We start from the raw sequence: 26,511 nt of genomic DNA on the forward strand, positions 1-26,511 counted from the left end.
GTCAGCTCGTCGCTGTGGCCGCGTCGGCCAGCGGGAGCCGGACGGTGAACACGGTCTCGCCGGGCTCGCTGGTCACCCACACCTGCCCGCCGTGCGAGGACACGACGGCGGCGACGATGGCCAGGCCCAGCCCGGTACTGCCCGCCTTGCGCGAACGCGAGCCGTCGCCGCGCGCGAAGCGCTCGAAGACCGTGGGCAGCAGTTCCTGCGGAATCCCGGGCCCGTCGTCGGCGATCGCCACCACCGCGCAGTCGCCCTCGCGGGTCAGCGAGGCCGTGACGGTGGTCCCGGCTGGTGTGTGCTTGCCCGCGTTCGCGAGCAGGTTGACCAGCACCTGGTGCAGCCGGTGCTCGTCCCCGAGCACCTCGGCGGCGTCCTCGGGCAGCCGCACCTCCCACTTGTGGTCCGGTACGGCCGCGTGCGCGTCCCGCACGGCGTCCACGACCAGCGGCGCGAGGTCCAACGGCGCCCGCTCCAACGGCCGCCCGGCGTCGAGCCGAGCGAGCAGCAGCAGGTCCTCGACGAGCGCGGTCATCCGCGTCGCCTCGGACTCCACCCGCCCCAGCGCGTACGCGGTGTCCGGCGGCACGCTCTCCCGGCTGCGCCGGGTCAGCTCGGCATACCCCTTGATCGACGCCAGCGGCGTCCGCAGCTCGTGACTGGCGTCCGCGACGAACTGCCGCACCCGCGTCTCACTCGCGTGCCGCGCCTCCAGCGCGGCGGAGACATGGTCGATCATCCTGTTCAACGACGCCCCGACCAGCCCCGACTCCGTCCGGGTATCGGTGTCCTGCGCGGGCACCCGCGACAGCCGCCCCACCTCGCCCTCATGGAGGGGGAGAAGCGAAATGCGAGCAGCGGTCGCCGCGACCCGGTCCAGGGGCCGGAGGGAAACCCGGATCAGGCCGAACCCGACGAAGCCGACCAGTATCACGCCCGCGACGCCGAGGACCGCCTCGGTGGCCACCAGGTTCTGAACGGTGCTGGAGATCCGCGCCATGGAGAGGGCCACCACGACCCGCCCACCGGCCTGGCTGCCGGGACTGTGCTGGGCCAGCGCACGGTACGTGCCCAGGTTGGGCACGGTGATGTCGTGGAAGTAGCCATCGTCGGGGACCGCGGCCAGCGCGGCGATCTGAGCGGTGGTCAGCGTCCTGGTGTCGAAGTTGGAGCGTCCGCTCTGCTGCGCGGCGCCGTTCTGATCGAAGACCGCCCCAACGGCGTCCTGGTCGAAGCCCGGCGCGATCATGAAGTGATCCTGGCCCATGGGGGCGTTGGCCCGGACGATGGTGTCCTGGACCTTGCTGTCGAGATTGGCCATCAGATTCTCGCGCAACAGCGCCGTGCTGGCGACACCGACGGCCCCCAGCACGGCGGCGAACAACACCGTCATGGTGACGACCAGCCGCACGCGGAGCGGCCACGTGGACCAGGGGCGGATCATGACGCCGTCGCGGTGGCCTCCGCCGGGGCCGGCTTGAGGACGTAGCCCGCGCCGCGCATGGTGTGGATCATGGGGGTGCGGCCCGCGTCGATCTTGCGGCGGAGATAGGAGATGTACAGCTCGACGACGTTGCCCTGGCCGCCGAAGTCGTAGTTCCAGACCCGGTCCAGGATCTGCGGCTTGCTCAGCACCCGGCGCGGGTTCCGCATCAGGAAGCGCAGCAGCTCGAACTCGGTCGCCGTGAGACGGATGGACGTGCCGGCGCGGTGGACCTCGCGGCTGTCCTCGTCGAGCGTCAGATCGCCGACGACCAGCAGGGACTCGCTGCGCGCCGCGGCCGCGCCGCTGCGGCGCAGCAGGCCGCGCAGGCGGGCGACGACCTCCTCCAGGCTGAAGGGCTTGGTGACGTAGTCGTCACCGCCGGCCGTGAGGCCGGCGATGCGGTCCTCGACGGCGTCCTTCGCCGTCAGGAACAGCACCGGGACGTCGTGCTGGTCGGCGCGCAGGCGGCGCATGACCTCCAGACCGTTCAGGTCCGGCAGCATGACGTCGAGGATCACCGCGTCGGGACGGAAGTCGCGGGCGGCGCGGATCGCGGAGGCGCCGTCGCCCGCGGTGGTGGTCTGCCAGCCCTCGTAGCGCAGGGCCATGGAGAGCAGGTCGGCGAGGGGAGCCTCGTCGTCGACGACCAGCACCCGCACGGGGGTGCCGTCGGGGCGGCGGAGCTCGGAGGAGGCATCGGCCGGAGTCGTGGTCATGGCGGACACGTTGCCGATGTTGAATGAGAAATCGATGAGGTCCGGCTACGTCGGAGCTGTGAGTTCCCTGGGAGTTTCGCTCAGCCCGCACACAGCGCTCTCACAACAGACCGAGGTCGCCCAGCTCCTTGTGCAGGTCAGCGCGCTCGGACGGCGCCACCACCGGTGCCGCGCCCGGCGTGGCCGGAGCGACGACCGCCCCCTTCGGGCGGCGGTCGCGCAGCAGCCACGCGCCGGCGATGCCGCCCACCAGACCGCCCAGGTGCGCCAGCCAGCTGATGCCGGGGGTGCCGGGCACGGCGATGGTGACCAGGTAGGCGAAGGACGCCGCCATGACCAGCCCGATCAGGGTGTCGATCAGGTGCCGGTCGAAGATGCCGCGCAGCACCACGTAGCCGAAGTACCCGAAGATCACGCCGCTCGCGCCGACGCCGACCGTGTCGCCGCCCTGGAAGAACCAGACCGCGAAGCCGCTCGTCAGGGTCACCAGCAGGGTCAGCCACAGGAAGCGCACCACGCCGCGGTAGGCCGCCAGGAAGCCGAAGACGAACAACGGGCCGGAGTTGGACTCGATGTGATCCCAGCTGAAGTGCAGGAACGGCGCCGTGAAGATGTCCGGCAGCCGGCCCACGTCGTGCGGGATCACCCCGTACTCGTAGGAGAGCCGCTGCTGGTCGACCCAGTTGAAGATCTGCAGGGCCCAGATGACCACCAGGAAGCCGAACATGACGAAGAAGGCCTTCCTGGCCTCTCCGATCATCTTCTCCGGGGTGTCCAGCTCCTTCGGCGCCCACAGCGCTCGCTCCGCCATGCCAGCACTGTAGGCCGAACGTGGCCCCGCACAGGAAGGTCAGAGCGCGCCGATACCGAATCGGTGCGCGACCCGCGCGCCCGGCTCGACACCGACCACGTCCTCGCCGGTCGCGAAGGCGTTCGGCGGGCAGCTCATCGGCTCCACGGCGATGCCGGCCCGACGGTAGGTCGCGGGCAGGGTGTCCCCGGTGTAGAGCTGCACCCAGTCCAGGCCGGCGCCCAGCCGCAGCTCAACGCCGCGGCCGCCGTCGGCCTCGGTGAGGCGGACCCGGGCCAGGCCGTCGGCGTCGCGGGTGAGGCCGGTGCAGGCGGTGTCCAGCTGCGTGCCGCCGATCGGGCGCGGCTTGCGGAAGTCGTACTGAGTGCCGTCCACCGACTCGCGGGCGCCGGTCGGCACCTTGCGGTCGTCGACGGGCAGCCAGGTGTCGGCGGGGACCTCCAGCACCGCCTCGTCGATGCGGCCGGGGCCACGACCGAGCGTCAGGTACGGGTGCGCGCCGAGGCCGTAGGGGGCGACGCGGTCGCCCAGGTTACGGGCGGCGACCTCGACGGTGAGGCCGGCCTCGTTCAGCTCGTAGTGGGCGGTCAGCTCCAGGATGTGCGGGTACCCGTGCATCGGGTAGAGCCGCAGGCCGAAGCGCACGTACGCGCTGTCCTGGCCCGCGTCCTCGGCGACCACGCGCCAGGGCAGGAAGCGGGTGAAGCCGTGGCTGGCGTTGCCCGTCGCGGGCTCGCTGAGGTCCAGTTGCCGGTCCTCGCCCTGCCAGCGGTAGCGGCCGTCGCGGACCCGGTTGGGCCACGGGATCAGCAGCTGACCGGCCCCGCCGGGGGGCTGGGTCTCCACCGGGTACTTGACCACCAGCGGGCGGCCGCGGTGGCTCAGTCCGCGCAGGCCGGCGCCGACGCCGCTGATCACGGCGCGGTAGTCGCCGGCCTCGAGCACCTGCTGCGGCCCGTTCGGGGAGAGGTTCGCATCAGCCATGCGCTCATCCTCGCACTGACGCGCGCCGCTCTCACCCCGGTCTCACCCGCTCTCACGCCGGTCTCCCCCCGGCGAACCCGACTCCCGGCCACCAGTGCTAACCTCACGCTCACTTGCGACTTGTATCTCACGGACCATCAGGTCCGCTGCTGCACCTTCCGTACGGGCGTACGGACCCCTTCACGGCGGCGACGACAGACTTGCGAAGAGGCACGCGTTGACGGCTCGACACGTCCGCAGACGGTCACGGCGTTGGATCGGCATGGGCTTCGTCCTCGCGGCCGGCGCGCTGGTGGTCGGCGCGGTCGCCGAGGCCGCCCCGACCGGTGCCGGTGCCAAGGGCCCGACGCCGACGGCCGCGCCCGCCGTGGGCTCGCTGGCCTGGCCGAGCGTCCCCGCGCACCCCTCCACCGCGCTGCAGCACGACTTCGCCGAGGCCGCGGCCGAGTTCCACGTGCCGGTGCAGGTGCTGCTCGCGGTCTCCTACGAGGAGACGCTGTGGGAGTCCCACGGCGGGCGGCCGAGCACCACCGGCAACTACAACGTCATGGGCCTGACCCAGGTCTCCCCCGGCGACCTCAGCCCGACCGTCCAGCCCGACGTCGGCGGTCCTGGTGACGGCGCCGCCGCGCACCGCCCGTCGGCGGCCGCCCTGAAGCAGCTGCGGCAGGTGGACACGGCCTCGCCCGCGCTGCACACGCTGCAGACCGCCGCGGCGCTGGCCGGCGTCCCGGCCAAGCGGCTGCGGACGGACATGAAGCAGAGCGTGCGCGGCGGCGCGGCGCTGCTCGCCTGCTACGAGGCCGCCGCGTCCGCCGGCGGGCACGGCCTGCCGACCGACCCGGCGAGGTGGTGGCCGGCCGTGGTCGCCTACGCGCAGGCCGAGACACCGGCGGCGGGGCAGCAGTTCGCGGCCCGCGTCTACGCCGTGGTGCAGCAGGGTGCCTCCCGGCTGACCGACGACAACCAGCAGCTGACGCTGCCCGCCTCGCCGTCCGTCCAGCCAGCGCAGCTGGCCGGGGCGCTCGCCGCCCTCGCCGTGCCCGGCTCCGGTTCGGAGTGCCCGTCCGGCCTGGCCTGCGCCTTCACGCCCGCCGCCTACCGGCAGGACGCCAAGGCCAGCGCCACCGACTACGGCAACTACGCGCAGGCCGACCGCCCGACGGACGGCGACGGCATCTCGTACCTGGTGCTGCACGCCACCCAGGGCTCCCGCGACGGCGCGATCGCCTTCTTCCAGGACCCGGCCGCCTACGCCAGCGCCCACTACCTGGTCGGCCGCGACGGCTCGGTGACCCAGCTGGTGCCGACCAAGGACATCGCCTGGCACACGGGCAACCGCACCCTGAACGCCCACTCGATCGGCGTCGAGCAGGAGGGCTTCGCGCTGCGCACCGGCAGCTGGTACACCGAGGCCGAGTACCAGTCCTCCGCCGCGCTGATCCGCTATCTGGCGGCCCGCTTCGGCATCCCGCTGGACCGCGAGCACCTGCTCGGCCGCGACGACGTCCCCGCCCCCGTGCAGGCCGGCCGTGCCGTGACGACACACGGGGACCCGGGCCCGTACTGGGACTGGAGCCACCTGCTCGACCTGGTCGGCGCGCCGCTGACCGGTCTGCACGCGCAGCCTGTCGTCGGCGGCACGGTCACCGTCGCCCCGCCGTACGACCGCACCACCCAGCCGGACCTCACCGGCTGCGGCAGCCCGACCCGCGCCTGCCCCTCTCATCCGGCCGACTTCGTCTACCTGCGCACGGCCCCGTCCGCGAGCGCGCCGCTGCTGGGCGGCGGCGGCACCGCCGCCTCGGACGTGTCGGACAAGGCCGGGTACGGGCAGACCTTCGTCGTCGCGGGGGTCGCCTCGTCCGGCAGCGGGGGCGACTGGGTCGGGGTCTGGTACGGCGGCCAGGAGGCGTGGTTCGAGGACCCGTCCTGGCGCGACACCCTCGTCCCCGATCCGACGCCGGGCGCGGCGCTCACGCTGGTCACCCCGACCGGCGACCAGCCGATCCCGGTCTACGGCCGTGCCTACCCCGAGAGCTCCGCGTACCCGGCCCCGCTGGCCTCGCTCGCGGCCTCGTCGGCCCAGGCGCTGACGCCGCTGGCGGCCACCATCGCCCCCGGCCAGGCCTACCTCGCCGCCGGGCAGCTGAGCGGCGACTTCTACGCCGCGAACTACGGCTGCGCGGGCGCGACGGGCTGCGCCATGGTGATCGGAGCCACGCAGTACTACCCGATCCGGTTCGACCACCGGCTCGCCTTCGTCCGCGCCTCGGACGTGCAGCTGATCGGCCCCGCCTCGCTGCCCACGGCCACCCCCACCCGCTGAGCGCTCGTTCGGTCCCGGCTGCGCCCGTTCTCGCCGAATAGCGCGCAGCCTCACATCGCGGCAGTCTGGACAGCGGAGCTACTGCTGATTAACTTAACGTTCGTTCGACAAGTTTCCAGGAGAGGAGCGCCGTCGTGCGCCGCACCGTTTTCACCGAGGACCACGAGGCGTTCCGGGAGACCATCCGCGACTTCATCACCAAGGAGGTCGTCCCGGTCTACCCGGAGTGGGAGCAGGCGGGCCACGCCCCCAAGGACTTCTACCTGAAGCTCGGCGAGCTGGGCGTCTTCGGCATCGAGGTGCCGGAGGAGTTCGGCGGCGCGGGCATGACCGGCTTCAAGTACCAGGCGATCGTCACCGAGGAGTGCGCCCGCGCGGGCGTCAGCTTCGGCTCCGCCGGCGTGCACACCGGCCTCTGCCTGCCGTACATCATGGAGTACGCGAACGAGGAGCAGAAGAAGCGCTGGCTGCCCAAGTTCGTCTCCGGCGAGATGATGACGGCCATCGCCATGACCGAGCCGGGCACCGGCTCCGACCTGGCCGGCATGACCACCACCGCCAAGCTCTCCGAGGACGGCCGGCACTACGTCCTCAACGGCGCCAAGACCTTCATCACCGGCGGCGTCCAGGCCGACCTGGTCCTGGTCATCGCCCGCACCTCCCCGGCGACGCCGGAGGACCGTCGCGCCGGCCTCTCCATCCTCTGCGTCGACACGACGCTGCCGGGCTACTCGGTCGGCCGCAAGCTCGACAAGATCGGCCTGCGCACCTCCGACACCGGCGAGCTCTCCTTCGTCGACGTCAAGGTCCCGGTCGAGGACCTGCTGGGCGAGGAGGGCAAGGCCTTCTCCTACCTGGCCCACAACCTGGTCCAGGAGCGCCTCGCCATCGCGGTCGGCGCCTACGCCGCGGCCCGCGCCGCGGTCGACCTGGCCGTGGCCTACACCAAGGACCGCAAGGTCTTCGGCCAGTCCGTCGCCTCCTTCCAGAACACCAAGTTCGAGCTGGCGGCCTGCGAGGCCGAGGTCGACGCGGCGCAGGCGGTCGTCGACCGCGCGCTGGAGTCCTTCGAGGTCGGCGAGCTGACCCCGGCCGACGTCGCCAAGGCCAAGCTGTTCACCACCGAGGTCTGCAGCCGCGTCGTCGACCGCTGCCTCCAGCTCCACGGCGGCTACGGCTACATCCTCGAGTACCCGATCGCCCGCCTCTACGCGGACAACCGCGTGTTCCGCATCTACGGCGGCACCAGCGAGGTCATGAAGATGGTCATCGCCAAGTCGCTGGGGCTGTGAGTCGGTGAGCGAAGGGGCCCGGGGCGTCGGCCCCGGGCCCCTTCCGCGTCACTCGACGTCGCCGACGGCGACGGCGATGTTGTCCGGCCCGCCGGCCTTCCTGGCCAGCGTGACGAGCTCGCGCACCGCCGCGTCCGGGTCCTCGGCGGCGACGAGCACCCGGCGGAGCTCCGCCTCCGGCAGGACCGCCGAGAGACCGTCGGAGCAGAGCAGGTACCGGTCCCCCGCCTCGGCCTGACGCGCCGACACGTCGGCGTGGCTGTCCTCGCGGCCGTCCAGCGCACGCGTCAGCAGCGCGCGCTGCGGATGGGCCGCAGCCTCGTCCTCGGTGAGCCGGCCCTCGTCGACCAGCGTGCGGGCGTAGGAGTGGTCCGTGGTGAGCCGGATCAGCTCGCCGCCGCGCAGCAGGTACGCGCGCGAGTCGCCGATGTGGGCCAGGGCGAACTCGGAGCCGGTCCGCACCAGCGCGGTGAGCGTCGTTCCCGACTCCTCCAGCGCCGCGATGTCCTGGTTCGCCTGCGCCAGAGCGGCCGGCAGCGGGCCCGACAGCGACGCCAGCGCGTCGACCGCGAGGGCGCTCGCCCGCCCGCCGGCGGGGCCGAAGCCGTCGGCGACGGCGAGCAGACCGGGGCCCGCGCAGGCGGTGTCCTGGTTGGTCTCCCGGACCAGACCGGAGTCGGACGCGGCCGCGCCGCGCAGGGTGAACTCGGTGGTGGTCGTCATCGTGGGTGCCTTCCCCTTGAAATGGTCCGCAAGGAAGCGCGCCAGCCGGCGCCGGGACTCGGTGTCGTGCTCGACCTGCGCCCAGTACGTCGCCACCTCGTCGGCCGCCGCCGCGGGCGGCAGCGCGCAGACGGTGGTGATCCGGGCCAGCGGCATGCCGAGCAGCCGCAGCCAGGCGACCAGCCGGGCCCGCTCCAACTGGGCTGGCTCGTAGTACCGGTAGCCGGACGCCGGGTCGACCCGCACGGGTCGCAGCAGGCCGAGCTCGTCGTAGAGCCGCAGGGCCTTCGGCGTGAGCCGCGACAGCCGCGCGAACGCGCCGATGGTCAGCAGCTCGTCCATGTCCCCACTCCCTCGCTCCGGACCCCCGTCGGGCCCGGTGCGATCGATGCTGGGCCTTGTCCCAAGGTGAAGGTCAACGCCGGACCGTCATGATCCCTGAGGAGCCGTCATCGCGGCTGCTGCCGGGCCGCCTCCGCCAGCGGAAGCCACTGCTCGTGCTGGGCGAGCGTCAGGCAGATCCAGTCCTTCATCGGCCGACCGCCCATCGGGTCGAACAGATGACTGCCGGGCAGTGCGAGCGCGGCGGCGTGCTCCCCGGTGTCCCGGTTCAGCCGCACCACCAGCTCCTCGCCGTGCAGGCCGACGAAGGCTTTGCCGTTCGGGTCCTTCAGGCAGGCCATCCCGAACATCTGCCCTCGCTTGACACCGCGCGGCGCCAACTCCTCGGCCAGCCCGGCGAACAGCTCCTCGGGGGCCCCGCCCGATCCGACCGACTCCGCCATCACTCGCTCCCGCCGGTGAAGAAGGGGGCCGGCTCGCCGGTCTCGGCGTAGGTCTTGAGTGCCGTGAACTTGGTGGCCCAGCCGTAGGTGAAGCTGCGGTACGTCTCGTCCTGCGCCGGGAAGCCCGCGTGGGTGAAGACCAGCGTCACCTCGGGCTTGCCGGGCTCGGTCTCGCGCAGCTCGTAGGTCTGCGTGGTGCCGGTCCAGGGACCGTTCCGGCCGGCCAGCACCAGGCGGTGCGGCTCGGACTCCACGACGGTGAGCCGCCAGGGCTCGGGCACGCCGGGGAACCCGAGGGCGTGCTCGGCCCCGACGCCCTCGCCCACGACGGCGTCCGCCGTGAACCAGCTGCGGACGCCCGCCTCGGTGGCGACGGCGGCGCGCACGGTCTCGGCGTCGGCCTGGATGGTCAGCTGCATCGCGATGTCGGCCATCGGACGCCCCTCTCTCGCACTGGTCAGTGTGTCCGGGTTCGCCCCGGAGCACTTTCTTTAGGTGACACTAAAATAAGGTCGCGGGAGACGCAAGCTGAAGCCGTGACTAAAATAGGAGCCGTGGACCAGGTGAAGGCGATCAGCGAGCCCAGACGCCGCGAGATTCTGCGGCTGATCTGGGACGACGAACTGTCCGCGGGACAGATCGCGGACCGCTTCGAGGTCACCTTCGGGGCCGTCTCGCAGCACCTGAAGGTGCTCCGGGACGCCGGGCTGGTCGTCGTCCGAAAGGACGGCACCAAGCGGTACTACGTGGCGGACCGTGCTGGGATGGGACCACTGGCGGCCTACCTGGAGTCGATGTGGCTCTCCTCGCTGGACACCCTCGCCGCCCTGGCCGAGCAGGCCCAGCGGGACGAGGTCCGGCGGGCCGCGGCACGTGAGCTGGAGGAGCCGGAGCCGTGACCATCACCCCCGAGGGCAACGTCGTCGTCAAACGGCGGATCAGAGCCACCCCGGAGACGCTCTTCTCCTTCTTCACCGAGCACGACCGCTGGCTCTCCTGGCAGGGCGTCGAGGGCTTCTTCGACCCACGCCCCGGCGGGATCTACCGGATGCGGGTCGTCGGCGACGCGATCGCCGCCGGCACCTTCACCACGCTCGAGCCCTACCGGCGGATCGTCTTCACCTGGGGATGGGAGAACGTGGGCGACCCGGTGCCGCCCGGCAGCAGCCGGGTGCAGATCGACCTCGCCAGGGAGGCCGACGGGACCCTGCTCACGCTCACCCACTCGCAGTTGCCCGAGCCCGCGCGCCAGCCGCACCAGGACGGCTGGGAGCACTACCTGGCCCGCCTCACCGTCCGCGCCGAGGGCGGCGACCCCGGCCCGGACGCGTGGATGCAGGAGGCGGACGAGGCGGAAGAGGACGACTGAGCGAATTCGCTCGCGCCCGACCGCCGGGATCACGGAGACTGCGGAGATGGACGCCCCTTCGCACTCCGAGACCTTCAGCGCGCACTTCGACTCCCGCGGCTACCCGGTCGTGGACGTCCGCACCGGCTACGCCGGCTGGGTCGACGGCTACGAGGACACCGTCGAGGACCTGATGGACGTGGACGTCCTGGCGTCCCTCACGGTCCCGCGGTGGCCGGAGCTCCCGCACGCCGCCGACCTCGGCTGCGGCACGGGCCGCACCGGCGCGTGGCTGCGCGCCCAGGGGGTCGGCGCCGTGGACGGAGTGGACCTCACCCCCGAGATGCTGGACCGCGCCCGGGCCCGGGGCGCGCACCGGACACTGGCCGAGGCCGACCTCGCCCACACCCGACTGCCCGGCGGGTCCTATCCGCTGGTGATCACCTCGCTGGTCGACGAGCACCTGCCCGACCTGCGCCCGCTCTACCGCGAGGCGTTCCGGCTGGCCGAGCCGGACGGGCTGTTCGTGCTGGTCGGACTGCACCCGCAGTTCATCATGACCGCGGGGATGCCGACCCACTTCACCGCCGCGGACGGCACCGAGACCGCCATCTCGACGCACCTGCACTACGTCAGCGACCACGTGGCGGCGGGCCTCGCCGCCGGCTGGACGCTGGCGGAACTGCGCGAGGAGCCGGTCGGCGACGCGTGGGTGGCGCGCAAGCCCAAGTGGGAACGGTTCCGCGGCATCCCGGTCTCCGCGGCCTACGTGTGGCGCAAGGCCACTCGCTGACCAACTTGTCCAGTCAAGTGTGAGCCATCCGGCCGACCACTTGTTCAGTCAAGTTTGGTCCGCATTCTTCCGAACGACAACGTCGGCCTGTACTTATGTCCCGTCCATGACGCACAGCCAGCAGCACCTCCACACGGGACGAGGTACACCATGCGACTGCGCCGGAGCGCACTCGGCGGGCTCATTGCCCTCCTTGGCACGCTGATCGTCGCCACCCCTGCCCCCGCCCAGGCGGCGGGGAGCAGTGGCAACCTGATCGTGAACGGCGACGCGGAAGCCGGCGGCTTCTGCACCAACGACTGGAGCGCGGCCACCACCGTGCCCGGCTGGACCGTCCAGTCCGGCGGCATCAACGTGATGTGCTCCTCGGTCGGCTCGTTCGGCTACCCGAGCGACGGCAACACCCCGGGCAAGGCCTTCTTCGCGCCGGGCAACTTCGGCGACGGCTCGATGAGCCAGAACGTCGACGTCTCCTCCGCGGCCTCCGCGATCGACGGCGGCGGCGTGCACTACGACCTGTCCGGCTGGCTCGGCGGCTGGACCACCTACGGCGGCTACGCGGCCGTGAGCCTGCACTTCCAGGACGCGAGCGGCAACCCGGTCGGCGCGACCGCCAAGCTGCCGACGGTCTCCGCCACCGACCGCGGCCTCGCCACCAAGTTCCTCGCGCGCAGCGCCACCGGCTCCGTCCCCGCCGGGACCCGGAGCATCCAGGTCGAGGTGCAGTTCCTCAGCACCTCCAACGAGACCGGCTACCTGGACAACCTGTCGCTGAGCCTGGACACCCCGGTCACCGCCCCGGCGGCGCTCACCCCGCCCACCTCGCAGGTGCCGGGCTACGACCACGTGTTCACCGTGATGATGGAGAACACGGACTACTCCGAGGTCATGAACGACCCGACGGACACGCCGTTCATCCACAGCCTGATGACCCAGGGCGCCACGCTGACGGACTCCCACGGCGTCTACCACCCCAGCGACGAGAACTACCTGGCGATCGCGGGCGGCGACACCTACACCAAGGGCGCCACCTACTGGCCCAACATCAACTCGCCCGAGCGCAACCTGGGCGACACGATCGAGGGCGCGGGCAAGACGTGGAAGGCCTACGAGCAGGGCATGGGCACGCCGTGCAACGCCAGCAAGGGCGGCGCGGACAGCTACTACGAGCCCGACGACGCGCCGTTCATCAACTACACCGACATCAGCGGCAACGCGTCCCGCTGCGCCGCGCACCTGTTCGACACGACGCAGCTGACCACCGACCTGAAGTCCGCGTCGACCACGCCCAACTTCTCCTGGATCGCCGCCGACGACTACTACGACGGCGAGTCCTCCGGCAACGGCAGCGCCACCAGCCTGAAGACGCAGGACGGTTGGCTGCAGCAGACGCTCGCGCCGATCATGTCCTCCCCCGCCTGGACCCAGCAGCGCTCGCTGATCCTGCTGACCTGGGACGAGAGCGAGAACGAGGGCTACGACCACGTCGCGACCATCGCGGTCGGCTCCCAGGGCACCGTGCCGGCCGGCACCAGCAGCCCGAGCCACTACGACCACTACAGCGTCGCCCGCACCATCGAGGACGCGCTCGGCCTGCCGGGCCTGACGGCCAACGACAGCTACGCCACGCCGCTCAACGACGCCTTCGCCCCCTCCGGCGCCGGCTCCCCGACGCTCACCGGCGACCTGAACGCGGTCAGCAACGGCGGCAACGTGACCTTCCGCTACGCCCTGCCGTCCACGGCGCAGGTGAGCGCGAAGAACTGGATCGGGATCTACCCGGCCGGCGTGAAGCCGGGCGCGCAGTCCTCCCTCGCCTGGGCCTACACCCCCAACCAGAGCGGCGCGGCCACCTTCTCCACCAGCAAGCTGAGCGGCGCGGGCAGCTACGACGTCTACTACCTGGCCAACGACGGCTACGGCGTCCTGGCCGGCCCCTTCCGCCTGACGGTCGGCTGATCACCGGCCGACCGGCGGCTGACCCTGCGTCAACTATTGACGTCGCCATGCGGACCCTGTGAAATGCCGGTGCGTTGAACTTCGTTTGGTCCTGTTGCCTTCTGTCGCGGAGGATGCACGATGCACCGAAGGGTCCGCACCTTACTGGCCGGCACCGCGGTCATGGCAACGGCGCTGCTGGGACTCGCTCCCGGCGGCGCCGTCGCCGCGCACGCCGAGTCGAACGGCGTCGCGCTCACGCCGCCGATGGGCTGGAGCAGTTGGAGCTTCATCCGGAAGAACCCCACCGAAACGAACATCGAGGCACAGGCCCTGGCGCTGAAGAACAGCGGCCTGCTCGCCCACGGCTACCAGTACGTCAACGTGGACGACTTCTGGTACCTCAACCCCGGTAGCACCGTGGACTCCTACGGCCGCTGGGCCACCGACACCGGCCGTTTCCCGCACGGCATGGGCGCGGTCGGCAGCTATGTCCACAGCCTGGGGGAAAAGTTCGGGATGTACCTGACGCCCGGCATCCCCGTCGCCGCGTACAACCAGAACACGCCCATCGAGGGCACGAGTTGGCACGCCCGTGACATCGTCTCCGACACCACGGACTACGAGACCAACTACAACTACGGCTCGGGCTCGATGTACTACATCGACTACGCCAAGAACCCGGCCGCCGCGCAGGCCTTCCTGAACTCCTGGGCCGACCAGCTCGCCTCCTACGGCGTCGACTACCTGAAGATCGACGGCGTCGGCGACTGGGACACCGCCGACATCCAGCACTGGTCGCAGGCGCTGAACCAGGCCGGCCGGCCGATCCACCTGGAGCTCTCCAACAGCCTCGACCCGGCCAATGCCGCCACCTGGCGCCAGTACGCCAACGGCTGGCGGATCGAGGGCGACGTCGAGTGCTACTGCGGCACCGGCTCCTACCCGCTGACCAGCTGGAACAGCGTCTCCTCCCGATTCTCCGACGTACCGAGGTGGATCCCGTTCGCCGGCCCCGGCGGCTGGAACGACCTCGACTCGGTCGAGGTCGGCAACGGCTCCAACGACGGCCTGTCCGTGGACGAGCGGCAGACCCAGCTCACCCTGTGGGCCGTCGAGGACGCGCCGCTGCTGCTCGGCACCGACCTCACCAACCTCGACCCGACCGACCTGTCGCTGCTCACCAACGACCGCGTGATCGCCGTGGACCAGGCGGGCAACCCCGCGCACCCCGTCGACCAGGTCGCCGCGCAACAGGTGTGGAGCGCGGCCAACGCGGACGGCAGCTACACCGTCGCACTGTTCAACCTCGGGTCGGGCACCGCGACCGCCACCGCGCACTTCACCGACCTCGGCTTCAGCGGCGCGGCCGACGTCCAGGACCTGTGGAGCGGCGCCGACCTCGGCAGCTCCACCGGAACCTTCTCGGCCTCGCTGGCCGCCCACGCCTCCCGCCTGCTGCGGATCACCCCCGCCTCCGGCGACGCGTTCACGACCATGCACTACGCCGTCGTCAACGCCGCGACCGGCCAGTACCTCGGCACCAGCGGCTCCTCGCTGGTCACCGCGGCCGCCGACGGCGCCGCCGACCAGCAGTGGCAGCTCGCCCCGGCCGGCGATCAGGGCTACCGGATCGCGAACACCGCCAGCGGCGAGCTCGCCAACATCCCCGGCGGCAGCACCGCCGCGGGCACGCAGCTGATCCAGTACCCGGACGACCACAGCGCCAACTCCCAGTGGACCTTCACCCCGAACGGCTCCGGCGGCTACACCGTCGCCTCCCGCTCGGACGGCCAGGTGCTGGACGTCAGCGGCTCCGCCGTCGTCCAGCAGCCCGCGAGCGGCGCGGCCTCGCAGAGCTGGAAGCTGGTGCCGGTGCTGACCCCGGGCGCGCAGTACCGGATCGCCAACGGCGCCACCGGCGGCCGGATCGACGTGAGCAACGACTCCACCGCCGACGGCGCGAGCATCCTGCAGTGGCAGGACAACGGGCAGGCCGACCAGCGCTGGTCCTTCACCGCGCAGTCCGGCGGCGCGGTCACCGTGGTCAACGCGAACAGCGGCAAGCTGCTCAACATCCCCGGGCCGACCACCGGCCAGGGCACCCAGCTGATCCAGTACCACGACGACGGCAACAGCAACTCCCGCTGGCAGGTGCTGGACGCGGGCCCCAACCTGGTGCAGTTCCGCAGCGTCTACGACGGCCAGCTGATCGACCTGAACAACAGCGGCCGGTCGAACGGCACCTCGGTCCTGCAGTGGCCCGCCGACGGCGGCGTCAACCAGACCTGGACGCTGCTCGCGCCGGAGTAGGGTCCGCAGGTGGTTGCATGGGGGCCGTGACGATCGACGAAGCCATCCTCACGGCCCTCCGCACCCACACCACGCTGACCCTCGCCTACACCGACGCCGAGGGCCCGCAGGGGTGCGCCGTGCTCTACGCCGTGACCGACGCGGGCGCCGCCGTCTTCGTCACCGCCGCCACCACCCGCCACGGCCGGGCCCTGGCCGCCGACCCGCGGGCCGCCTTCACCGCCCAGGCCGACGGCCAGCGGTGGACCGAGCTGACCGGCGTCCAGGGCCGCGGCCTGGTCCACCGCCTGCCCGAGGGCAGCCCGGAACGCGCCGCCGCCTGGGCCGCGTACACGCAGCGCTTCCCCTTCGTCACGCACGATGAACGGCTCGCCGCGGCACTGGCCGCGACCGACCTGTGGGAACTGCGTCCCAGCTGGCTGCGGCTGATCGACAACGGCCGCGGCTTCGGGGTCAAGACCGAGTGGAGTGCCGGGCAGGCGGGCCGGGGGGCGACCGAGGAGCCTCGGCCCAAGGGTTGAAACAAGAGCCGCAGGGCACGACCATAGAACCGGATGCCGTCGGGTGCATCCGGTGGTCCCGCTGCACGTGGACGAGCACGTGAACGTAGCGGTTGGGAGGCGGTGGGATGGCCACACCGTCGGTCGCACCACAGCCCTCGGCGCCGGTTCCGCGCCGCGGCAATCCCCTGCGCCGCCGCACGGACGCCCTGAGGTTCTGGGTGCGGGTGATCTTCGCCGCGGCCCTGGGCATCGCGGTCGCGCTCACGGTCCTGCTCGGCCTCCACCTCTACGCCGACGGCCGCGCCCAGGCCGCCCGCCAGGCCGCCGGGCTGCACCGGGTCGACGCCGTCGCGGCGACCCAGCCGGTCTCGGCCGGCGTCGACACCTGGATCGCCACCCTCACCTGGACCGACAACGGCCGCTCCCACCGCGAGCAGGCCCCCGTCCCACCCGCGACCGCGCCGGGCGACCACGTGACCGTCTGGGTCAACTCCCAGGAGGTCCCGCAGCCGGACCCGATCCCCGCGGTCCAGAGCGCCGGCAGCGCCGCGACCTACTCACTGGCGATCTTCTCCGGCGCGGTCCTGCTGCTCTCCGGCGGCTACGCCTACACCCGGCACCGCATCGACACCTCGGCCTGGAAGTCCTGGGAGAACGAGTGGGCCAAGGTCGAGCCGGAGTGGACCCACCGTCACTGATCCACCCCGGGCCCGCCTGCTCTTTGCGTGTGTCAGCCCAGCGTCACGTCGTCGTAGAGGGTGTACGTCGGGTCGCCGGGGTAGTTGTCGTCGTGGCTGACGAGCGTCAGCGTGTAGCTGTGCCCGGCCGTGACGGCGTTGGTCAGCTGCGTCCACCCGGAGTTGGACACACAGGTGTTGGCCAGGACAGTCTGCGTGGTACCGGCGGTGTTGTCCTTCAGCGTTGCGGTCGCCCAGTCGTACTGCACCGTGTCGGGGCAGACGTTGTCGTACCAGAAGGACAGCTGCGAGGTGCCGCTCGGTGCGGTGAAGGTCTGCGCGGCCGTCGAGTCGCCGTTGGTCGCGGTCTGCGCGCCCAGCTGCGCGGCGTAGCTGCCGGAGTGCGCACCGGAGTTGACCACGCTGGTGGTGCCGGTGGTGGTCCAGCCGGTGAAGTCACCGGACTCGAAGCCGCCGTTGGCGACGCCGCCGCCACCGCCCGCCTGCGGGTTGACCGTCCAGCTGAAGCTGGCGCTGCCGGACACGCCGGTGCCGTCCGTGGCGGTCACCGTGACCTGCGAGGTACCGGCCGTGCTCGGCGTCCCGGACACCACCCCGGTCGAGGAGTTGAGCGACAGCCCGGCCGGCAGGCCGGTCGCGCTCCAGCTCAACGTCTGACCCGAGGCCGAGTCACTGCCCTGCAGCTGCAACGAGGCGGCGGTACCGGCGGTCGAGGTCTGCGTTCCCGGGTTGGTCACCGTCACCGTGTTGCCGGTACCACCGGAGGTACCGAACACGTCGGTGATCGGCGTCGCGTTGACGGCGTTGTTCGTCGGCGCCACCCCGAGGCTGTCCTCGACGGTGCGCAGCACGTTGTCGTGCGTGATGTTCTCGCTGTACTGACCCGGCGTCACACCCTGGCCCACCATCAGGGTCGGGATCTGGTTGCTGGCGCTGGAGTCGTCCTCGTCCCAGGTGACCACGAGCAGGCTGTTGTGGGCCTTGGCCCACTGCGCGTAGCCGTCGATGTTGCTCTGCAGCCAGCTGTCACCCTGCTGGATCGTGCCGTCGTGCATGTCGTCCTGGAGGTTCGGCACGACGAACGACAGCTTGGGCAGCGTGGTGTAGTCGCTCGGGAACGCCGCGAAGGTGCGGTTGTCGGCCGCCGGGACGTCGGTGAAGTCCGACCACGGGTTGTGCTTGCGCGCGTAGTTGCCGCTGGTGCAGCCGGTGTAGCCGTCGGACGGCATCGACTCCGAGTAGCCCGTGAAGGTCTTCCCCGCCGCGAGCGTCTCCCCGCCGAGGTCCGGCCCTGAGAAGCTGTGCGGGCAGCTGTCGTCGCTCACGCCCTGGGTCGAACCGGAGAAGAGCTCCAGGTAGTTCGGCTCACTGGGGTGGGTGACGGCGAACGACTGCGTGAACACCGCGCCCTGGGAGGCGAGGTTGTTGATGTACGGCGCCGAGGAGCTGCCGATGATCTCGTCGTAGGCGTGGTTCTCCTCGATCACGACCACGATGTGGTCGAACGCCGGCACGCTCGTCGCCGCGCGCGCGGCGGTGGCCGGCGCGGCAAGTCCCGCCACTGCGGCGCCGAGCGCCGCCAGCGTGGCGAGGGTGGTTCGGATGGGCTTCACGGTTTGGGTCTCCCGAAGTCTTCCCGAATCGCTCCGACGCGGCCGCAATCCCCGGCCGCCGCCTGCCACCGTGTCGCCAAGTCGTGCTCACGACAAGAGAAATCCTGCACTCTTGCCCGGAAATTCACCCACCGTGAAGCATGTGAAGAACGTTCTTCACAGCGAACCCCCAGGTTTGCCTGACCGAGCCGGCTAGCCCACCGAACCCGCCCGCGGGAAGCGAGCCGCGTAGGTCTCCAACCCGTCCCCCGCCAGGTCCTCCAGATGCGCGGTCCTGCCCGTCATCGTCATCACCAGCGAGAGCATCGGCCCGCGCACCTCCGGCCCCTCCCCGTGCGTCCAGCCCACATCCTCGGCCCGCAACCGCACCCCGGCGATCCGGTTCTTCGAACCGATCAGCAGATTCGAGCCCTGGAAGAAGTCCGCGGTGCGCACCAGCGCCTCCTCCGGATACACCCGCCGCAGGCCGAGCGGCCGCCGGATGTCCTCGGAGTGCACCACCGCCTCCCCCAGCATGGCCATCACCGGCCCGGGCGGCGACGTCGTCCGCCCCTGCGCGGCACGGAACTCGGCGATCGTCTCCTCCGGCGTCCCTTTCGTCCACGCGGCGACCCCGGCGGCGGAGAACTTCGGGAACTTGAACCCGGCCTTCGCCATCTCCCTCAGGAAGCGCGGCGGCGTCATCATCGCCGTCGACAGCATGTGCCCCAGCACCTGGTGCACGCTCCACTCACTGCACAGCGACCGCGTCCCCCACACCCCGGGCGTCCGCCCGACCCCCTCCAGATCCCCCAGCAACGCCTCCCGCTCCGCGTGGATCAGCGGCCACGGACTGCCGTCAGCGCCCATCACGATCACCTCACCGGACCGGCCTACTGGGTTCCTCCCACAAGTAGCACCGCCACCCCCCGGCCGCGACCCGGCAGACCATTCGTCTGCATACGACTTGGGTCCGGCGGATGGCTTGTCAGGAACCTGGCAAGCCACGAATGAAACCGCCGGTGCGGTTTGAATTCTGCCTCCGGCGCCTCTCGGCGGCCCTGACCTGCTCAAACGCTGTCGGGCGACCATCGGGGCCGAATCCGCTGACGACCAATCAGGAAGGAGAGCCAGGACGCCGAGTTGAGCAATCCACGAGCGCGCGGGCGTACAAATGGCCTGCAATTTCTCGATCCCCTCGTCAGCACCCTCCCGCCGCAGGACCACCTCCGAGAACGGATTTCCCATGGCCACTGACGAAGTAATGGCCGGCCCGGCGCCGGTCAGAGAGAGAACGATCGGCACGAGCGACACGGCCGCCGAGGCGCAGCGCACACGTGCGTCCCGACTGCCGTCTCTGACCGGCCTGCGCTTCCCCGCCGCGCTGGCGGTGTTCCTCTTCCACTGCTTCATCCCGATCCCGTCACTGCAGCTCCTCGGGGACGAACGCACCCAGTTCCGCCTCTTCGACTGGTTCGGCCAGACCGGCGGGCTCGGCGTCACCTTCTTCTTCGTGCTCAGCGGCTTCGTGCTGACCTGGTCGGCACGGGACACGGACACCGCGCCGCAGTTCTGGCGGCGCAGGTTCGTCAAGATCTACCCGAACTACGTGGTCGCCTGGGTGCTCGCCATGCTGGCCTTCGCCGGCCCCTCGACCCCGATCCACGTGGCGGTCTCCAACCTGTTCATGGTCCAGGTCTGGGTGCCCAGCTACGCCACCAACTTCAGCGTCGACCCGCCGAGTTGGTCGCTGGGCGCGGAGGCGATCTTCTACCTGAGCTTCCCGCTCCTGCTGGCGGCCTTCCGCCGCGTGAACCCGCGTCACCTGAAGTACTGGATCATCGGCGCGATGGCGGCCGTGTGGGCCACCCCGGCGCTGGCGTACGCCCTGTTCCCGAAGACCCCGCTGATCCCCGGCGGATACAGCTCGGTCTCGGCCTACTGGTTCAGCTACGTGCTGCCGCCGGTCCGGCTCTTCGACTTCGCCCTCGGCATCCTGGTCGCCCTCGCGGTCAAGCACGGACGCTGGCGCAACATCGGCATCATCCCGTCCGTCCTGCTGCTGGCCGGCGGGTACTGGCTCACCTACCACGTGCCCTACCTCTACGCCCAGCGCGCGACGATGATCATCCCGATCGCCCTCCTGATCGCGGCCACCGCGACCGCGGACATCGAGGGCCGTTTCACACCCTTCCGCAACCGCGTGATGGTGTGGCTCGGCGAGATCTCCTTCGCCTTCTACCTGCTCCACTACGTGGTGCTGGCCTCGCTCCGGAAGGCACTGGGCACCCAGACCTTCTCCACCGCGGCCGGCCTCTCGATCATGCTCGGCGCGGCCGTCGGCACGGTCCTGCTCTCCTGGGCCCTCCACACCGCGGTCGAGACCCCACTGGTCCGCCGCTTCAGCCGCTCCCGCCGCGCGAAGACCGCCTGAACCATCCCCGCCCACCAGAAACGCCCCGGACCGTGATCGGTCCGGGGCGTTCGCGCATGTGCCCCATGCAGGATTCGAACCTGCGACACCGGCTTTAGGAGAGCCGTGCTCTATCCCCTGAGCTAATGAGGCTCGTGACTCCTGACAGGGTAGCGGATCACTGGGGCGGCGGTCCTCACCCGCTCGGCCGTGGGGCGACCGTGGGGGCTCAGTAGCGGGCGCCCAGGTCGGCGAGCTTGGCCTCGAGGACCGCGGCGAGGGGGTTGTCGCGGCCGGTGAGGGCGGTGAGGGCTTCGGTCCAGGCGGCATGGGCGGCGGCGGGGCGGCCGGCGGTGGCGTGGAGGTCGCCGAGGCGGTCGAGGGTGGCGGCCTGGTTGTCGAAGTCGCGCAGCTCGGCGCGGAGCGTGGCCGCCTGGCGGAAGGCGCGGGCGGCCTCGGCCGTGCTGCCGAGGCGGAGCCGGATCTGGGCGAGGCTGTCCAGGACGGCCGCCTCGACGTAGGGGATCGGCTCCGGGGAGGACTGCAGGACGGCGACCGCCGCGTCGTAGCACTCGGCCGCCTCCGCGTAGCGCTCCAGCGCGTGGAAGGCGTAGCCGCGGTTGTTGAGCGTCGCCGCGTGCAGGCCTGGCTTCTCGGCGAGGCGGCCGTCGGCCACGGCCAGGCCGTGCCAGTAGGTCGCCTCCTCGTAGCGCTTCTGGTGGTGCATGATGATGCCGACGTGCGACAGCGTCGCCGTGTGGGCGTTGGCGTCGCCGGAGAGCTCTGCCTGGGCCAGCGCCTCGCGGGCGCGGCGCTCGGCCAGCACCAGGTCGCCGATGCCGATGTCGGCGATGCTGAGGCCGAGCAGCATCCAGGCCTGCCCGAGCCGGTCGCCGAGCCGCCGGGCCGAGGCCAGGCCGATCAGGTTGACCGAGCGGATGGACTGCCAGTTGCCGCTCTGCACCGCGAAGATGTGCATCGCGAACGCCAACCGCCAGGTGACCGGGGTCGGTTCGCCCTGGGCGCTGAGCAGCACCGCCTCGGTCAGGTTGGCCCGCTCGTCCTGGTACCAGGCCAGCGCCGAGCCGCGGTCGGTGAAGCCGGGCAGGCCGCCGGGGCAGGGGCCGTTCTCGGGGCGGCACAGCGGGGTGCGCTCGCGCTGCAGCAGCTTGGCCGCGTGGTCGGTGGCGTGGGCGTACCAGGCGGCGAGGCGCTCCGCCGCCGGGTCCCGCTCCGCGGCGAAGGACTCGCGCGCGCACTCCTGCGCGTAGACGCGCACCAGGTCGTGGTACGAGTACCGCTCCTCGCCGCGCGCCTCCAGCAGGTGGGTGCGGGCCAGTGCCTCGAGCAGCCGGCGCGCGTCGGCGAGCGGGACCTCGAGCATCGCGGCGGCCGAGTCGGGGGTGAAGTCGGGGCCGCTCCAGGCGGTCAGGACCGCGAAGGCGCGGGCCACCTCGGGCTCCAGCGCGTCGTACCCGACGGCGAAGCAGCCGCGGACGGCGCGGTCCTCGACGTGGAGCTCGTCCAGGCGGCGGTCCTGCCCGCGCAGCCGGGCGGCGAGCGTGGCGACGCGCCAACCGGGCTGGCACGCGAGGCGGCTGGCGGCGATCCGGATCGCCAGCGGCAGCCCGGCGCACAGCCGCAGCACCTCCGCGACGGCCTCCGGCTCCGCCTCCACCGCCGCCGGGTCGACGATCCGGCCGAAGAGCCGCGCGGCCTCGTCCTCGGGCAGCACGCCGACGGAGAACCGGCGCGCCCCGTCCACGCCGGGCAGCGAGCTGCGGCTTGTGACCAGCACCGCACAGCCGCCGGAGGCGGGCAGCAGCGGCCGCACCTGGGCGGCGTCGCGGGCGTTGTCGAGCAGCAGCAGGACCCTGCGCCCGGCCAGCGTGGACTGGTAGAGCGACTCGCGTTCCTCGACGTCGTCGGGGATGCGCTGCTGCGGGACGCCGAGGCCGCGCAGGAAGCGGGCCAGCACCTCGGCGGGGTCGGCGGGGGTGCCGCCGAAGCCGCGCAGGTCGGCCTGGAGCTGTCCGTCGGGGAAACGGTCGGCGGTCTGGTGGGCGACGTGCAGCGCGAGCGAGGTCTTGCCGGCGCCGCCGGCTCCGGCCAGCACCGCGACGGTGGCGGCGCCGCCGCTCTCGTCCCGGTCGGCCAGGGTCTCGCGCAGCCGCGCGACGAGGACCTGACGCCCGGTGAAGTCCCGTAGCCCCGGCCTCAGTTGATGCGGCACCACCGCGTCGGGCCCGCCGGCGGGCGCGGCGGCGGACCGGACGGGCGGGACCGAACGAGGGGGTGCCGGTGCGGACGCGGGCACCGCTGCCAGCTCCGGGTCCGCGTCGAGGATGCCCTGATGGGCGCGCTGCAGCGCGGGCGCCGGGTCGACGCCGAGCTCCTCGGCGAGCCGGCGGCGGACCTCCCGGTAGGTCTCCAGCGCCTCGCCGCGGCGGCCGCTGCGGTACAGGGCCAGCAGCCGCAGCTCCGCGACGCGCTCGTCGAGCGGCTGCTCGGCGTGGAGCGCGGCCAGCTCGGCGACGACCTCCTGGTGCCGGCCGAGCACCAGCTCGGCCTCCAGGCACTGCTTGTGGACGGCGACACGCAGCGCGTCGAGGCGCTCGGCCTCCGCGCGCAGCACCGTGCCGGTGAGACCGGCGAGCGCGGGGCCGCGCCAGCAGGCGAGGGCACGGCGCAGGGCCGGGACCGTGAGCGCCGGGTCGGCGGCGACGCGGCGGGCCTCGCGCCGGGCGTGGTCGAAGGCGAGCAGGTCGAGCTGGTGCGGCGCGGGCTGCAGTTGGTAGCCCCCGCCCCGGGTGGCGACCAGACCGGGCACGCCCGCGTCGGCGAGCGCGCGGCGCAGCCCGGAGACGGCGTCCTGCACCTGGCGCACGGCCGTGGTGGGACCGCCGTCGTCCCACATCACGTCGACCAGGCGGTCCATCGGGACGACCCGCCCCGCGTCGAGCAGCAGCGCCGCGAGCACCTTGGCGACACGTGGCCCGCCGAGCGCGACCTCGCCGCCGTCGACCTCCACCTGCAGGGCCCCGAGGACACCCATCCGGATGTCCGCCTGTCTCGTGCCCACCGGTCCCGCTGCTCCCCTGACGTCGCCTCGGCCCTGACATGTCGTCGTGGCCAGGACGAACCTAGGACGGACCAAGGACGGATGTCCATATCGTCATGGTTGCAGGCTCGAGCAGGGTGGCACGGGGGATCACCCAGCTCGAGCCGTTCGCATGCCTTCCCCCGCCTTCCCCGCGCGGCGGCGCACCATGGTTGTATGAGCGACTTCGACGAACTTCCTCCGAGCGACCGGGCGAAGGTCTACGCCTCCCCCGGCGTCCAGGTCCGCTTCGACGCGGCCCGCTGCCGGCACAGCGGACGCTGCGTGCTCGGCGCCCCGGAGGTCTTCGACACCGACGCCCGCCCGTGGATCCAGCCGGGCAACGCCGACCCCGAGCACGTCGCCGAGGTCGTGCGCCGCTGCCCGACGGGCGCGCTGCACTACCTGCTGGCGGACGGCCCGGCCGAGGAGCCGGACCGGCCGACCACGGTGACGCCGCTGCCCGACGGCCCCCTGGAGATCCGTGGCGATCTGCGCCTCACCGGCCCCTGGGGCGAGGCGCGCGAGGTCCCCGAGGTGCGCGCACAGCTGTGCCGCTGCGGGGCGAGCGCGAACAAGCCCTTCTGCGACGGCTCGCACGAGCGCATCGGCTGGCACGACGACAGGCCATAGGGAACACCGGTATCCCGGACGCTTCTTTCCGCGATCCCGCGACGGCGGGCGTGTCCGTTCGCCCGCGCACCGCCTGCATGAACCAGACTGCAAGACGAGGCAGACGCGAGGAGGCGGTGCGGATGAGCACGAGCGAGGCGGAGGTCACGGTCGCGGACGCGCCGCAGGCACACCGGTTCGAGGCACGGATCGAGGGCGAGCTGGTCGGCTTCGCGTCCTACGTGCGCGACGACGAGCGCGTGACCTACCAGCACACCGTCGTCGGCCCCGCCTACGAGGGCCTCGGCATCGGCGGGCTGCTGGCGCGGACCGCCGTCGAGGACGGCCTCCGCCGGGGCATCGAGGTCGAGGTGACCTGCCCGTTCATCAAGGCCTGGCTGACACGACACCCGGAGTACCAGGACAGACTGTCCGGTACTCCGGGTGCGTGAGGAGAGAACTACCGCAGATCGCAGACCGTCAGTTGATGCGGCCGGCGAAGTCGGGGGTGTAGTTGGAGATCGTCTCCCACTTCACGCCCGCGCTCGGGTTGGCGGCCTCGACGAAGCGGCCGCCGCCGACGTACATGGCCACGTGGTACGCGCCGGAGGCGGTGCCGTCGTTGGACCAGAACAGCAGGTCGCCGGGCTGCGCCTGGTCGACCGGGATGATCGTGGTCGACGAGGCCTGGTCCGCCGCGGTACGCGGCAGGTTGACGCCGGCCTGGGCGTAGGCGGCCTGGACCAGACCGGAGCAGTCCCAGGCGTTCGGGCCGTTGCCGCCGTACACGTAGGCGTCGCCCACGTGCGACTCGGCGAAGGCGATGGCCGACGCGGCCGCGGCGGACGCGCCCTGCGGGATCGAGGTGGTCGCCGAGGCGTTGGTGGCCTTGGTGCTCGAACCGGTGGACGCCGAGGAGTCGGAGCTGGTGCCGGTCGAAGAGGAGGCGCTGCCGCCGAGGACCAGCTTCTGGCCCGGGTAGATCCAGTTCGGACCCTTGGTCAGCTCCGCCTTGTTCAGCTGGTAGAGACGCTGCCAGCCACCGGACACGTTCTGCTTCTGCGCGATGGTGGAGAGCCAGTCGCCCGGCTTGACGGTGTAGCTGCCGGAGGCGGCCGGCGCGGAGGACGAGGTGGACGGGGCGGTTGCGCCGCTGCCGCCCTCGCTGCTCTCGTCGTCGCTGGAGGAGCTGCCACCGGTCGAGGTGCTGCTGGTCGAGGTGCTGCTGGTCGAGGTGCTGCTGGTCGACGGCGCCGAGGCGGCGGAAGAACCGGAGGAACCGGAGGTGTTCAGGGACGGCGCGGCGCCACCCTGGGACAGACCGGCCTGCGGGCCGCAGACGGGCCAGGCGCTCGGACCCTGGCTGGCCAGGACCTTCTCGGCGGTGGCGATCTGCTGGTCCTTGGTGGCCAGGTCGGCACGCGAGGCGTACTGCTGGCCGCCGTAGGCGTCCCAGGTGGACTGGTCGAACTGCAGGCCGCCGTAGTAGCCGTTGCCGGTGTTGATCGACCAGTCGCCGGTGGACTCGCACTGGGCGACCGCGTCCCAGGTGGAGACGGTGGCGGCGTGCGCGCCGGTCGCGGTGACCAGCGGGAGGGCCATGCCGGCGCCGGTCAGACCGGCGGTGGCGAGGAAGCGCTTGGAGATGCGGCGGGCGGAGCTGGGCGCGCGGTGGCGACCCGTGCTGCTGGACAGCATTGAGGTGGTCCTCTCCCACGCCTGCGAGGTGAGCTGTCGGGTTCGGGCCGGAGTCGCCCGGCCGTGCGATGGCACGGCTTCACCCCGAGCCGCGGTCTGCGTTCCGCGGCGACTTACCTGGGTCCCCCGCTCCTGCCGTGGTGTGCGTCGGGTGACGACTGACGGTTCCCCGGCGGCAGGACTCGGCGTTCCGGAGATGTCAGTTCCGCTTAAGTGCGGCTGGGCGCGACATTAGGCAGACCGGGTCGCAAACCTCAAGCCAGTGCCGGGCCAATGAGAGTTGCGTCACGCGGCGATAACAAGATTCACAGAATCTCCCCGGCGAATTGCCCGATTTGCCCCTGCGGTTTGTCAGCCTTCCGCTGGCGATGTCCGCT

23 protein-coding genes, 1 tRNA gene and 1 riboswitch are annotated in these 26,511 nt (G+C 71.8%); of the genes, 12 read left to right on the forward strand and 12 right to left on the reverse strand.

Going from position 1 to position 26,511, the window contains the following annotated elements:
- Position 1 precedes the first annotated feature (1 nt).
- The 4 genes from DN069_RS17040 to DN069_RS17055 form a co-directional block, all read right to left on the reverse strand.
- Positions 2-1,444 (reverse strand): sensor histidine kinase, encoded by a 1,443-nt coding sequence (locus tag DN069_RS17040; protein WP_111501865.1) that lies wholly within the window; start codon positions 1,442-1,444, stop codon positions 2-4.
- Positions 1,441-2,202 (reverse strand): response regulator transcription factor, encoded by a 762-nt coding sequence (locus DN069_RS17045; RefSeq protein WP_111501866.1) that lies wholly within the window; start codon positions 2,200-2,202, stop codon positions 1,441-1,443. Before DN069_RS17045 ends, DN069_RS17040 begins: the two co-directional genes overlap by 4 nt.
- Positions 2,203-2,302: 100 nt before the next feature.
- On the reverse strand, positions 2,303-3,013 hold the full coding sequence (locus DN069_RS17050) for a rhomboid family intramembrane serine protease (protein WP_111501867.1): 711 nt from the start codon (positions 3,011-3,013) through the stop codon (positions 2,303-2,305).
- Between the two features lie 39 nt (positions 3,014-3,052).
- Positions 3,053-3,997 (reverse strand): aldose 1-epimerase family protein, encoded by a 945-nt coding sequence (locus DN069_RS17055; RefSeq protein WP_111501868.1) that lies wholly within the window; start codon positions 3,995-3,997, stop codon positions 3,053-3,055.
- Positions 3,998-4,259: 262 nt separating this feature from the next.
- On the opposite strand from DN069_RS17055, the gene DN069_RS17060 reads away from it, so the two are divergent.
- Both DN069_RS17060 and DN069_RS17065 read left to right on the forward strand, forming a co-directional pair.
- Entirely contained in the window at positions 4,260-6,326 is a 2,067-nt protein-coding gene (locus DN069_RS17060; RefSeq protein ID WP_111501869.1) for an N-acetylmuramoyl-L-alanine amidase, read from the forward strand.
- Positions 6,327-6,460: 134 nt separating this feature from the next.
- Entirely contained in the window at positions 6,461-7,618 is a 1,158-nt protein-coding gene (locus DN069_RS17065; RefSeq protein ID WP_111501870.1) for an acyl-CoA dehydrogenase family protein, read from the forward strand.
- A gap of 48 nt (positions 7,619-7,666) precedes the next feature.
- Here DN069_RS17065 and DN069_RS17070 read toward each other — a convergent pair whose 3' ends face one another.
- The 3 genes from DN069_RS17070 to DN069_RS17080 form a co-directional block, all read right to left on the reverse strand.
- Positions 7,667-8,683 carry a MerR family transcriptional regulator gene (locus tag DN069_RS17070; RefSeq protein ID WP_111501871.1) on the reverse strand — a complete coding sequence of 339 codons (1,017 nt, stop codon included), beginning with the start codon at positions 8,681-8,683 and terminating at the stop codon, positions 7,667-7,669.
- Positions 8,684-8,790: 107 nt separating this feature from the next.
- Positions 8,791-9,126, reverse strand: coding sequence for a hypothetical protein (locus DN069_RS17075; protein ID WP_111501872.1), 336 nt, complete (start codon positions 9,124-9,126; stop codon positions 8,791-8,793).
- Entirely contained in the window at positions 9,126-9,560 is a 435-nt protein-coding gene (locus DN069_RS17080; RefSeq protein ID WP_111501873.1) for an SRPBCC domain-containing protein, read from the reverse strand. Before DN069_RS17080 ends, DN069_RS17075 begins: the two co-directional genes overlap by 1 nt.
- Positions 9,561-9,680: 120 nt before the next feature.
- On the opposite strand from DN069_RS17080, the gene DN069_RS17085 reads away from it, so the two are divergent.
- The 7 genes from DN069_RS17085 to DN069_RS17115 all read left to right on the forward strand — a co-directional run bounded on the left by DN069_RS17085 (position 9,681) and on the right by DN069_RS17115 (position 16,719).
- Entirely contained in the window at positions 9,681-10,025 is a 345-nt protein-coding gene (locus DN069_RS17085; protein ID WP_111501874.1) for an ArsR/SmtB family transcription factor, read from the forward strand.
- The gene (locus DN069_RS17090; protein ID WP_111501875.1) at positions 10,022-10,495 is read left to right on the forward strand and encodes an SRPBCC family protein; all 474 of its coding nucleotides are present in this window, start codon (positions 10,022-10,024) and stop codon (positions 10,493-10,495) included. Before DN069_RS17085 ends, DN069_RS17090 begins: the two co-directional genes overlap by 4 nt.
- A 46-nt stretch (positions 10,496-10,541) precedes the next feature.
- Complete coding sequence (locus tag DN069_RS17095; RefSeq protein ID WP_111501876.1) at positions 10,542-11,267, forward strand: class I SAM-dependent DNA methyltransferase; 726 nt, start codon at positions 10,542-10,544, stop codon at positions 11,265-11,267.
- Between the two features lie 150 nt (positions 11,268-11,417).
- On the forward strand, positions 11,418-13,226 hold the full coding sequence (locus DN069_RS17100) for an alkaline phosphatase family protein (RefSeq protein WP_111501877.1): 1,809 nt from the start codon (positions 11,418-11,420) through the stop codon (positions 13,224-13,226).
- A gap of 120 nt (positions 13,227-13,346) precedes the next feature.
- The gene (locus DN069_RS17105) at positions 13,347-15,518 is read left to right on the forward strand and encodes an alpha-galactosidase (RefSeq protein WP_111501878.1); all 2,172 of its coding nucleotides are present in this window, start codon (positions 13,347-13,349) and stop codon (positions 15,516-15,518) included.
- A 17-nt stretch (positions 15,519-15,535) separates the two neighbouring features.
- The gene (locus tag DN069_RS17110) at positions 15,536-16,039 is read left to right on the forward strand and encodes a pyridoxamine 5'-phosphate oxidase family protein (protein WP_111501879.1); all 504 of its coding nucleotides are present in this window, start codon (positions 15,536-15,538) and stop codon (positions 16,037-16,039) included.
- Positions 16,040-16,146: 107 nt separating this feature from the next.
- Positions 16,147-16,719, forward strand: coding sequence for an Rv1733c family protein (locus DN069_RS17115; RefSeq protein ID WP_111501880.1), 573 nt, complete (start codon positions 16,147-16,149; stop codon positions 16,717-16,719).
- A gap of 32 nt (positions 16,720-16,751) precedes the next feature.
- Here DN069_RS17115 and DN069_RS42615 read toward each other — a convergent pair whose 3' ends face one another.
- Together DN069_RS42615 and DN069_RS17125 are read right to left on the reverse strand one after the other, a co-directional pair.
- The gene (locus DN069_RS42615) at positions 16,752-18,332 is read right to left on the reverse strand and encodes an alkaline phosphatase family protein (RefSeq protein WP_111501881.1); all 1,581 of its coding nucleotides are present in this window, start codon (positions 18,330-18,332) and stop codon (positions 16,752-16,754) included.
- Positions 18,333-18,524: 192 nt separating this feature from the next.
- Positions 18,525-19,181: a maleylpyruvate isomerase family mycothiol-dependent enzyme gene (locus DN069_RS17125; protein ID WP_111501927.1), complete on the reverse strand. Its 657-nt coding sequence runs from the start codon at positions 19,179-19,181 to the stop codon at positions 18,525-18,527.
- Between the two features lie 376 nt (positions 19,182-19,557).
- On the opposite strand from DN069_RS17125, the gene DN069_RS17130 reads away from it, so the two are divergent.
- Positions 19,558-20,745 (forward strand): acyltransferase family protein, encoded by a 1,188-nt coding sequence (locus DN069_RS17130; RefSeq protein ID WP_243639339.1) that lies wholly within the window; start codon positions 19,558-19,560, stop codon positions 20,743-20,745.
- A 59-nt stretch (positions 20,746-20,804) separates the two neighbouring features.
- On the opposite strand, the gene DN069_RS17135 is transcribed toward DN069_RS17130, so the two are convergent.
- Positions 20,805-20,877: transfer RNA gene (locus DN069_RS17135), tRNA-Arg, on the reverse strand.
- Positions 20,878-20,953: 76 nt separating this feature from the next.
- Positions 20,954-23,806, reverse strand: a complete 2,853-nt coding sequence (locus DN069_RS17140; protein ID WP_133259944.1) for an AfsR/SARP family transcriptional regulator — start codon at positions 23,804-23,806, stop codon at positions 20,954-20,956.
- A 195-nt stretch (positions 23,807-24,001) separates the two neighbouring features.
- Here DN069_RS17140 and DN069_RS17145 point away from each other — a divergent pair, with 195 nt between their 5' ends.
- Both DN069_RS17145 and DN069_RS17150 read left to right on the forward strand, forming a co-directional pair.
- Complete coding sequence (locus tag DN069_RS17145) at positions 24,002-24,457, forward strand: (4Fe-4S)-binding protein (RefSeq protein WP_111501884.1); 456 nt, start codon at positions 24,002-24,004, stop codon at positions 24,455-24,457.
- 122 nt (positions 24,458-24,579) lie between these two features.
- Positions 24,580-24,888 carry a GNAT family N-acetyltransferase gene (locus DN069_RS17150; protein ID WP_111501885.1) on the forward strand — a complete coding sequence of 103 codons (309 nt, stop codon included), beginning with the start codon at positions 24,580-24,582 and terminating at the stop codon, positions 24,886-24,888.
- Positions 24,889-24,916: 28 nt separating this feature from the next.
- Here the strand turns inward: DN069_RS17150 and DN069_RS42405 are convergent, their stop codons facing one another.
- Positions 24,917-26,134, reverse strand: a complete 1,218-nt coding sequence (locus DN069_RS42405; RefSeq protein WP_111501886.1) for a transglycosylase family protein — start codon at positions 26,132-26,134, stop codon at positions 24,917-24,919.
- Between the two features lie 5 nt (positions 26,135-26,139).
- Positions 26,140-26,294: riboswitch (cyclic di-AMP (ydaO/yuaA leader) on the reverse strand.
- Positions 26,295-26,511: the final 217 nt, after the last annotated feature.

It is taken from the genome of Streptacidiphilus pinicola, assembly GCF_003258295.1.
Lineage (GTDB): Bacteria > Actinomycetota > Actinomycetes > Streptomycetales > Streptomycetaceae > Streptacidiphilus > Streptacidiphilus pinicola.

Bases quoted from the DNA above. Each gene is read 5' to 3' on its own strand.
- DN069_RS17145 (WP_111501884.1), top strand. From the start codon at position 24,002: ATGAGCGACTTCGACGAACTTCCTCCGAGCGACCGGGCGAAGGTCTAC.
- DN069_RS42405 (WP_111501886.1), bottom strand. From the start codon at position 26,134: ATGCTGTCCAGCAGCACGGGTCGCCACCGCGCGCCCAGCTCCGCCCGC.
- DN069_RS17080 (WP_111501873.1), bottom strand. From the start codon at position 9,560: ATGGCCGACATCGCGATGCAGCTGACCATCCAGGCCGACGCCGAGACC.
- DN069_RS17060 (WP_111501869.1), top strand. From the start codon at position 4,260: ATGGGCTTCGTCCTCGCGGCCGGCGCGCTGGTGGTCGGCGCGGTCGCC.
- DN069_RS17040 (WP_111501865.1), bottom strand. From the start codon at position 1,444: ATGATCCGCCCCTGGTCCACGTGGCCGCTCCGCGTGCGGCTGGTCGTC.
- DN069_RS17100 (WP_111501877.1), top strand. From the start codon at position 11,418: ATGCGACTGCGCCGGAGCGCACTCGGCGGGCTCATTGCCCTCCTTGGC.
- DN069_RS17105 (WP_111501878.1), top strand. From the start codon at position 13,347: ATGCACCGAAGGGTCCGCACCTTACTGGCCGGCACCGCGGTCATGGCA.
- DN069_RS17150 (WP_111501885.1), top strand. From the start codon at position 24,580: ATGAGCACGAGCGAGGCGGAGGTCACGGTCGCGGACGCGCCGCAGGCA.
- DN069_RS17075 (WP_111501872.1), bottom strand. From the start codon at position 9,126: ATGGCGGAGTCGGTCGGATCGGGCGGGGCCCCCGAGGAGCTGTTCGCC.
- DN069_RS17050 (WP_111501867.1), bottom strand. From the start codon at position 3,013: ATGGCGGAGCGAGCGCTGTGGGCGCCGAAGGAGCTGGACACCCCGGAG.
- DN069_RS17115 (WP_111501880.1), top strand. From the start codon at position 16,147: ATGGCCACACCGTCGGTCGCACCACAGCCCTCGGCGCCGGTTCCGCGC.
- DN069_RS17070 (WP_111501871.1), bottom strand. From the start codon at position 8,683: ATGGACGAGCTGCTGACCATCGGCGCGTTCGCGCGGCTGTCGCGGCTC.
- DN069_RS17130 (WP_243639339.1), top strand. From the start codon at position 19,558: ATGGCCACTGACGAAGTAATGGCCGGCCCGGCGCCGGTCAGAGAGAGA.
- DN069_RS17045 (WP_111501866.1), bottom strand. From the start codon at position 2,202: ATGACCACGACTCCGGCCGATGCCTCCTCCGAGCTCCGCCGCCCCGAC.
- DN069_RS17055 (WP_111501868.1), bottom strand. From the start codon at position 3,997: ATGGCTGATGCGAACCTCTCCCCGAACGGGCCGCAGCAGGTGCTCGAG.
- DN069_RS17095 (WP_111501876.1), top strand. From the start codon at position 10,542: ATGGACGCCCCTTCGCACTCCGAGACCTTCAGCGCGCACTTCGACTCC.
- DN069_RS17125 (WP_111501927.1), bottom strand. From the start codon at position 19,181: ATGGGCGCTGACGGCAGTCCGTGGCCGCTGATCCACGCGGAGCGGGAG.
- DN069_RS17110 (WP_111501879.1), top strand. From the start codon at position 15,536: ATGGGGGCCGTGACGATCGACGAAGCCATCCTCACGGCCCTCCGCACC.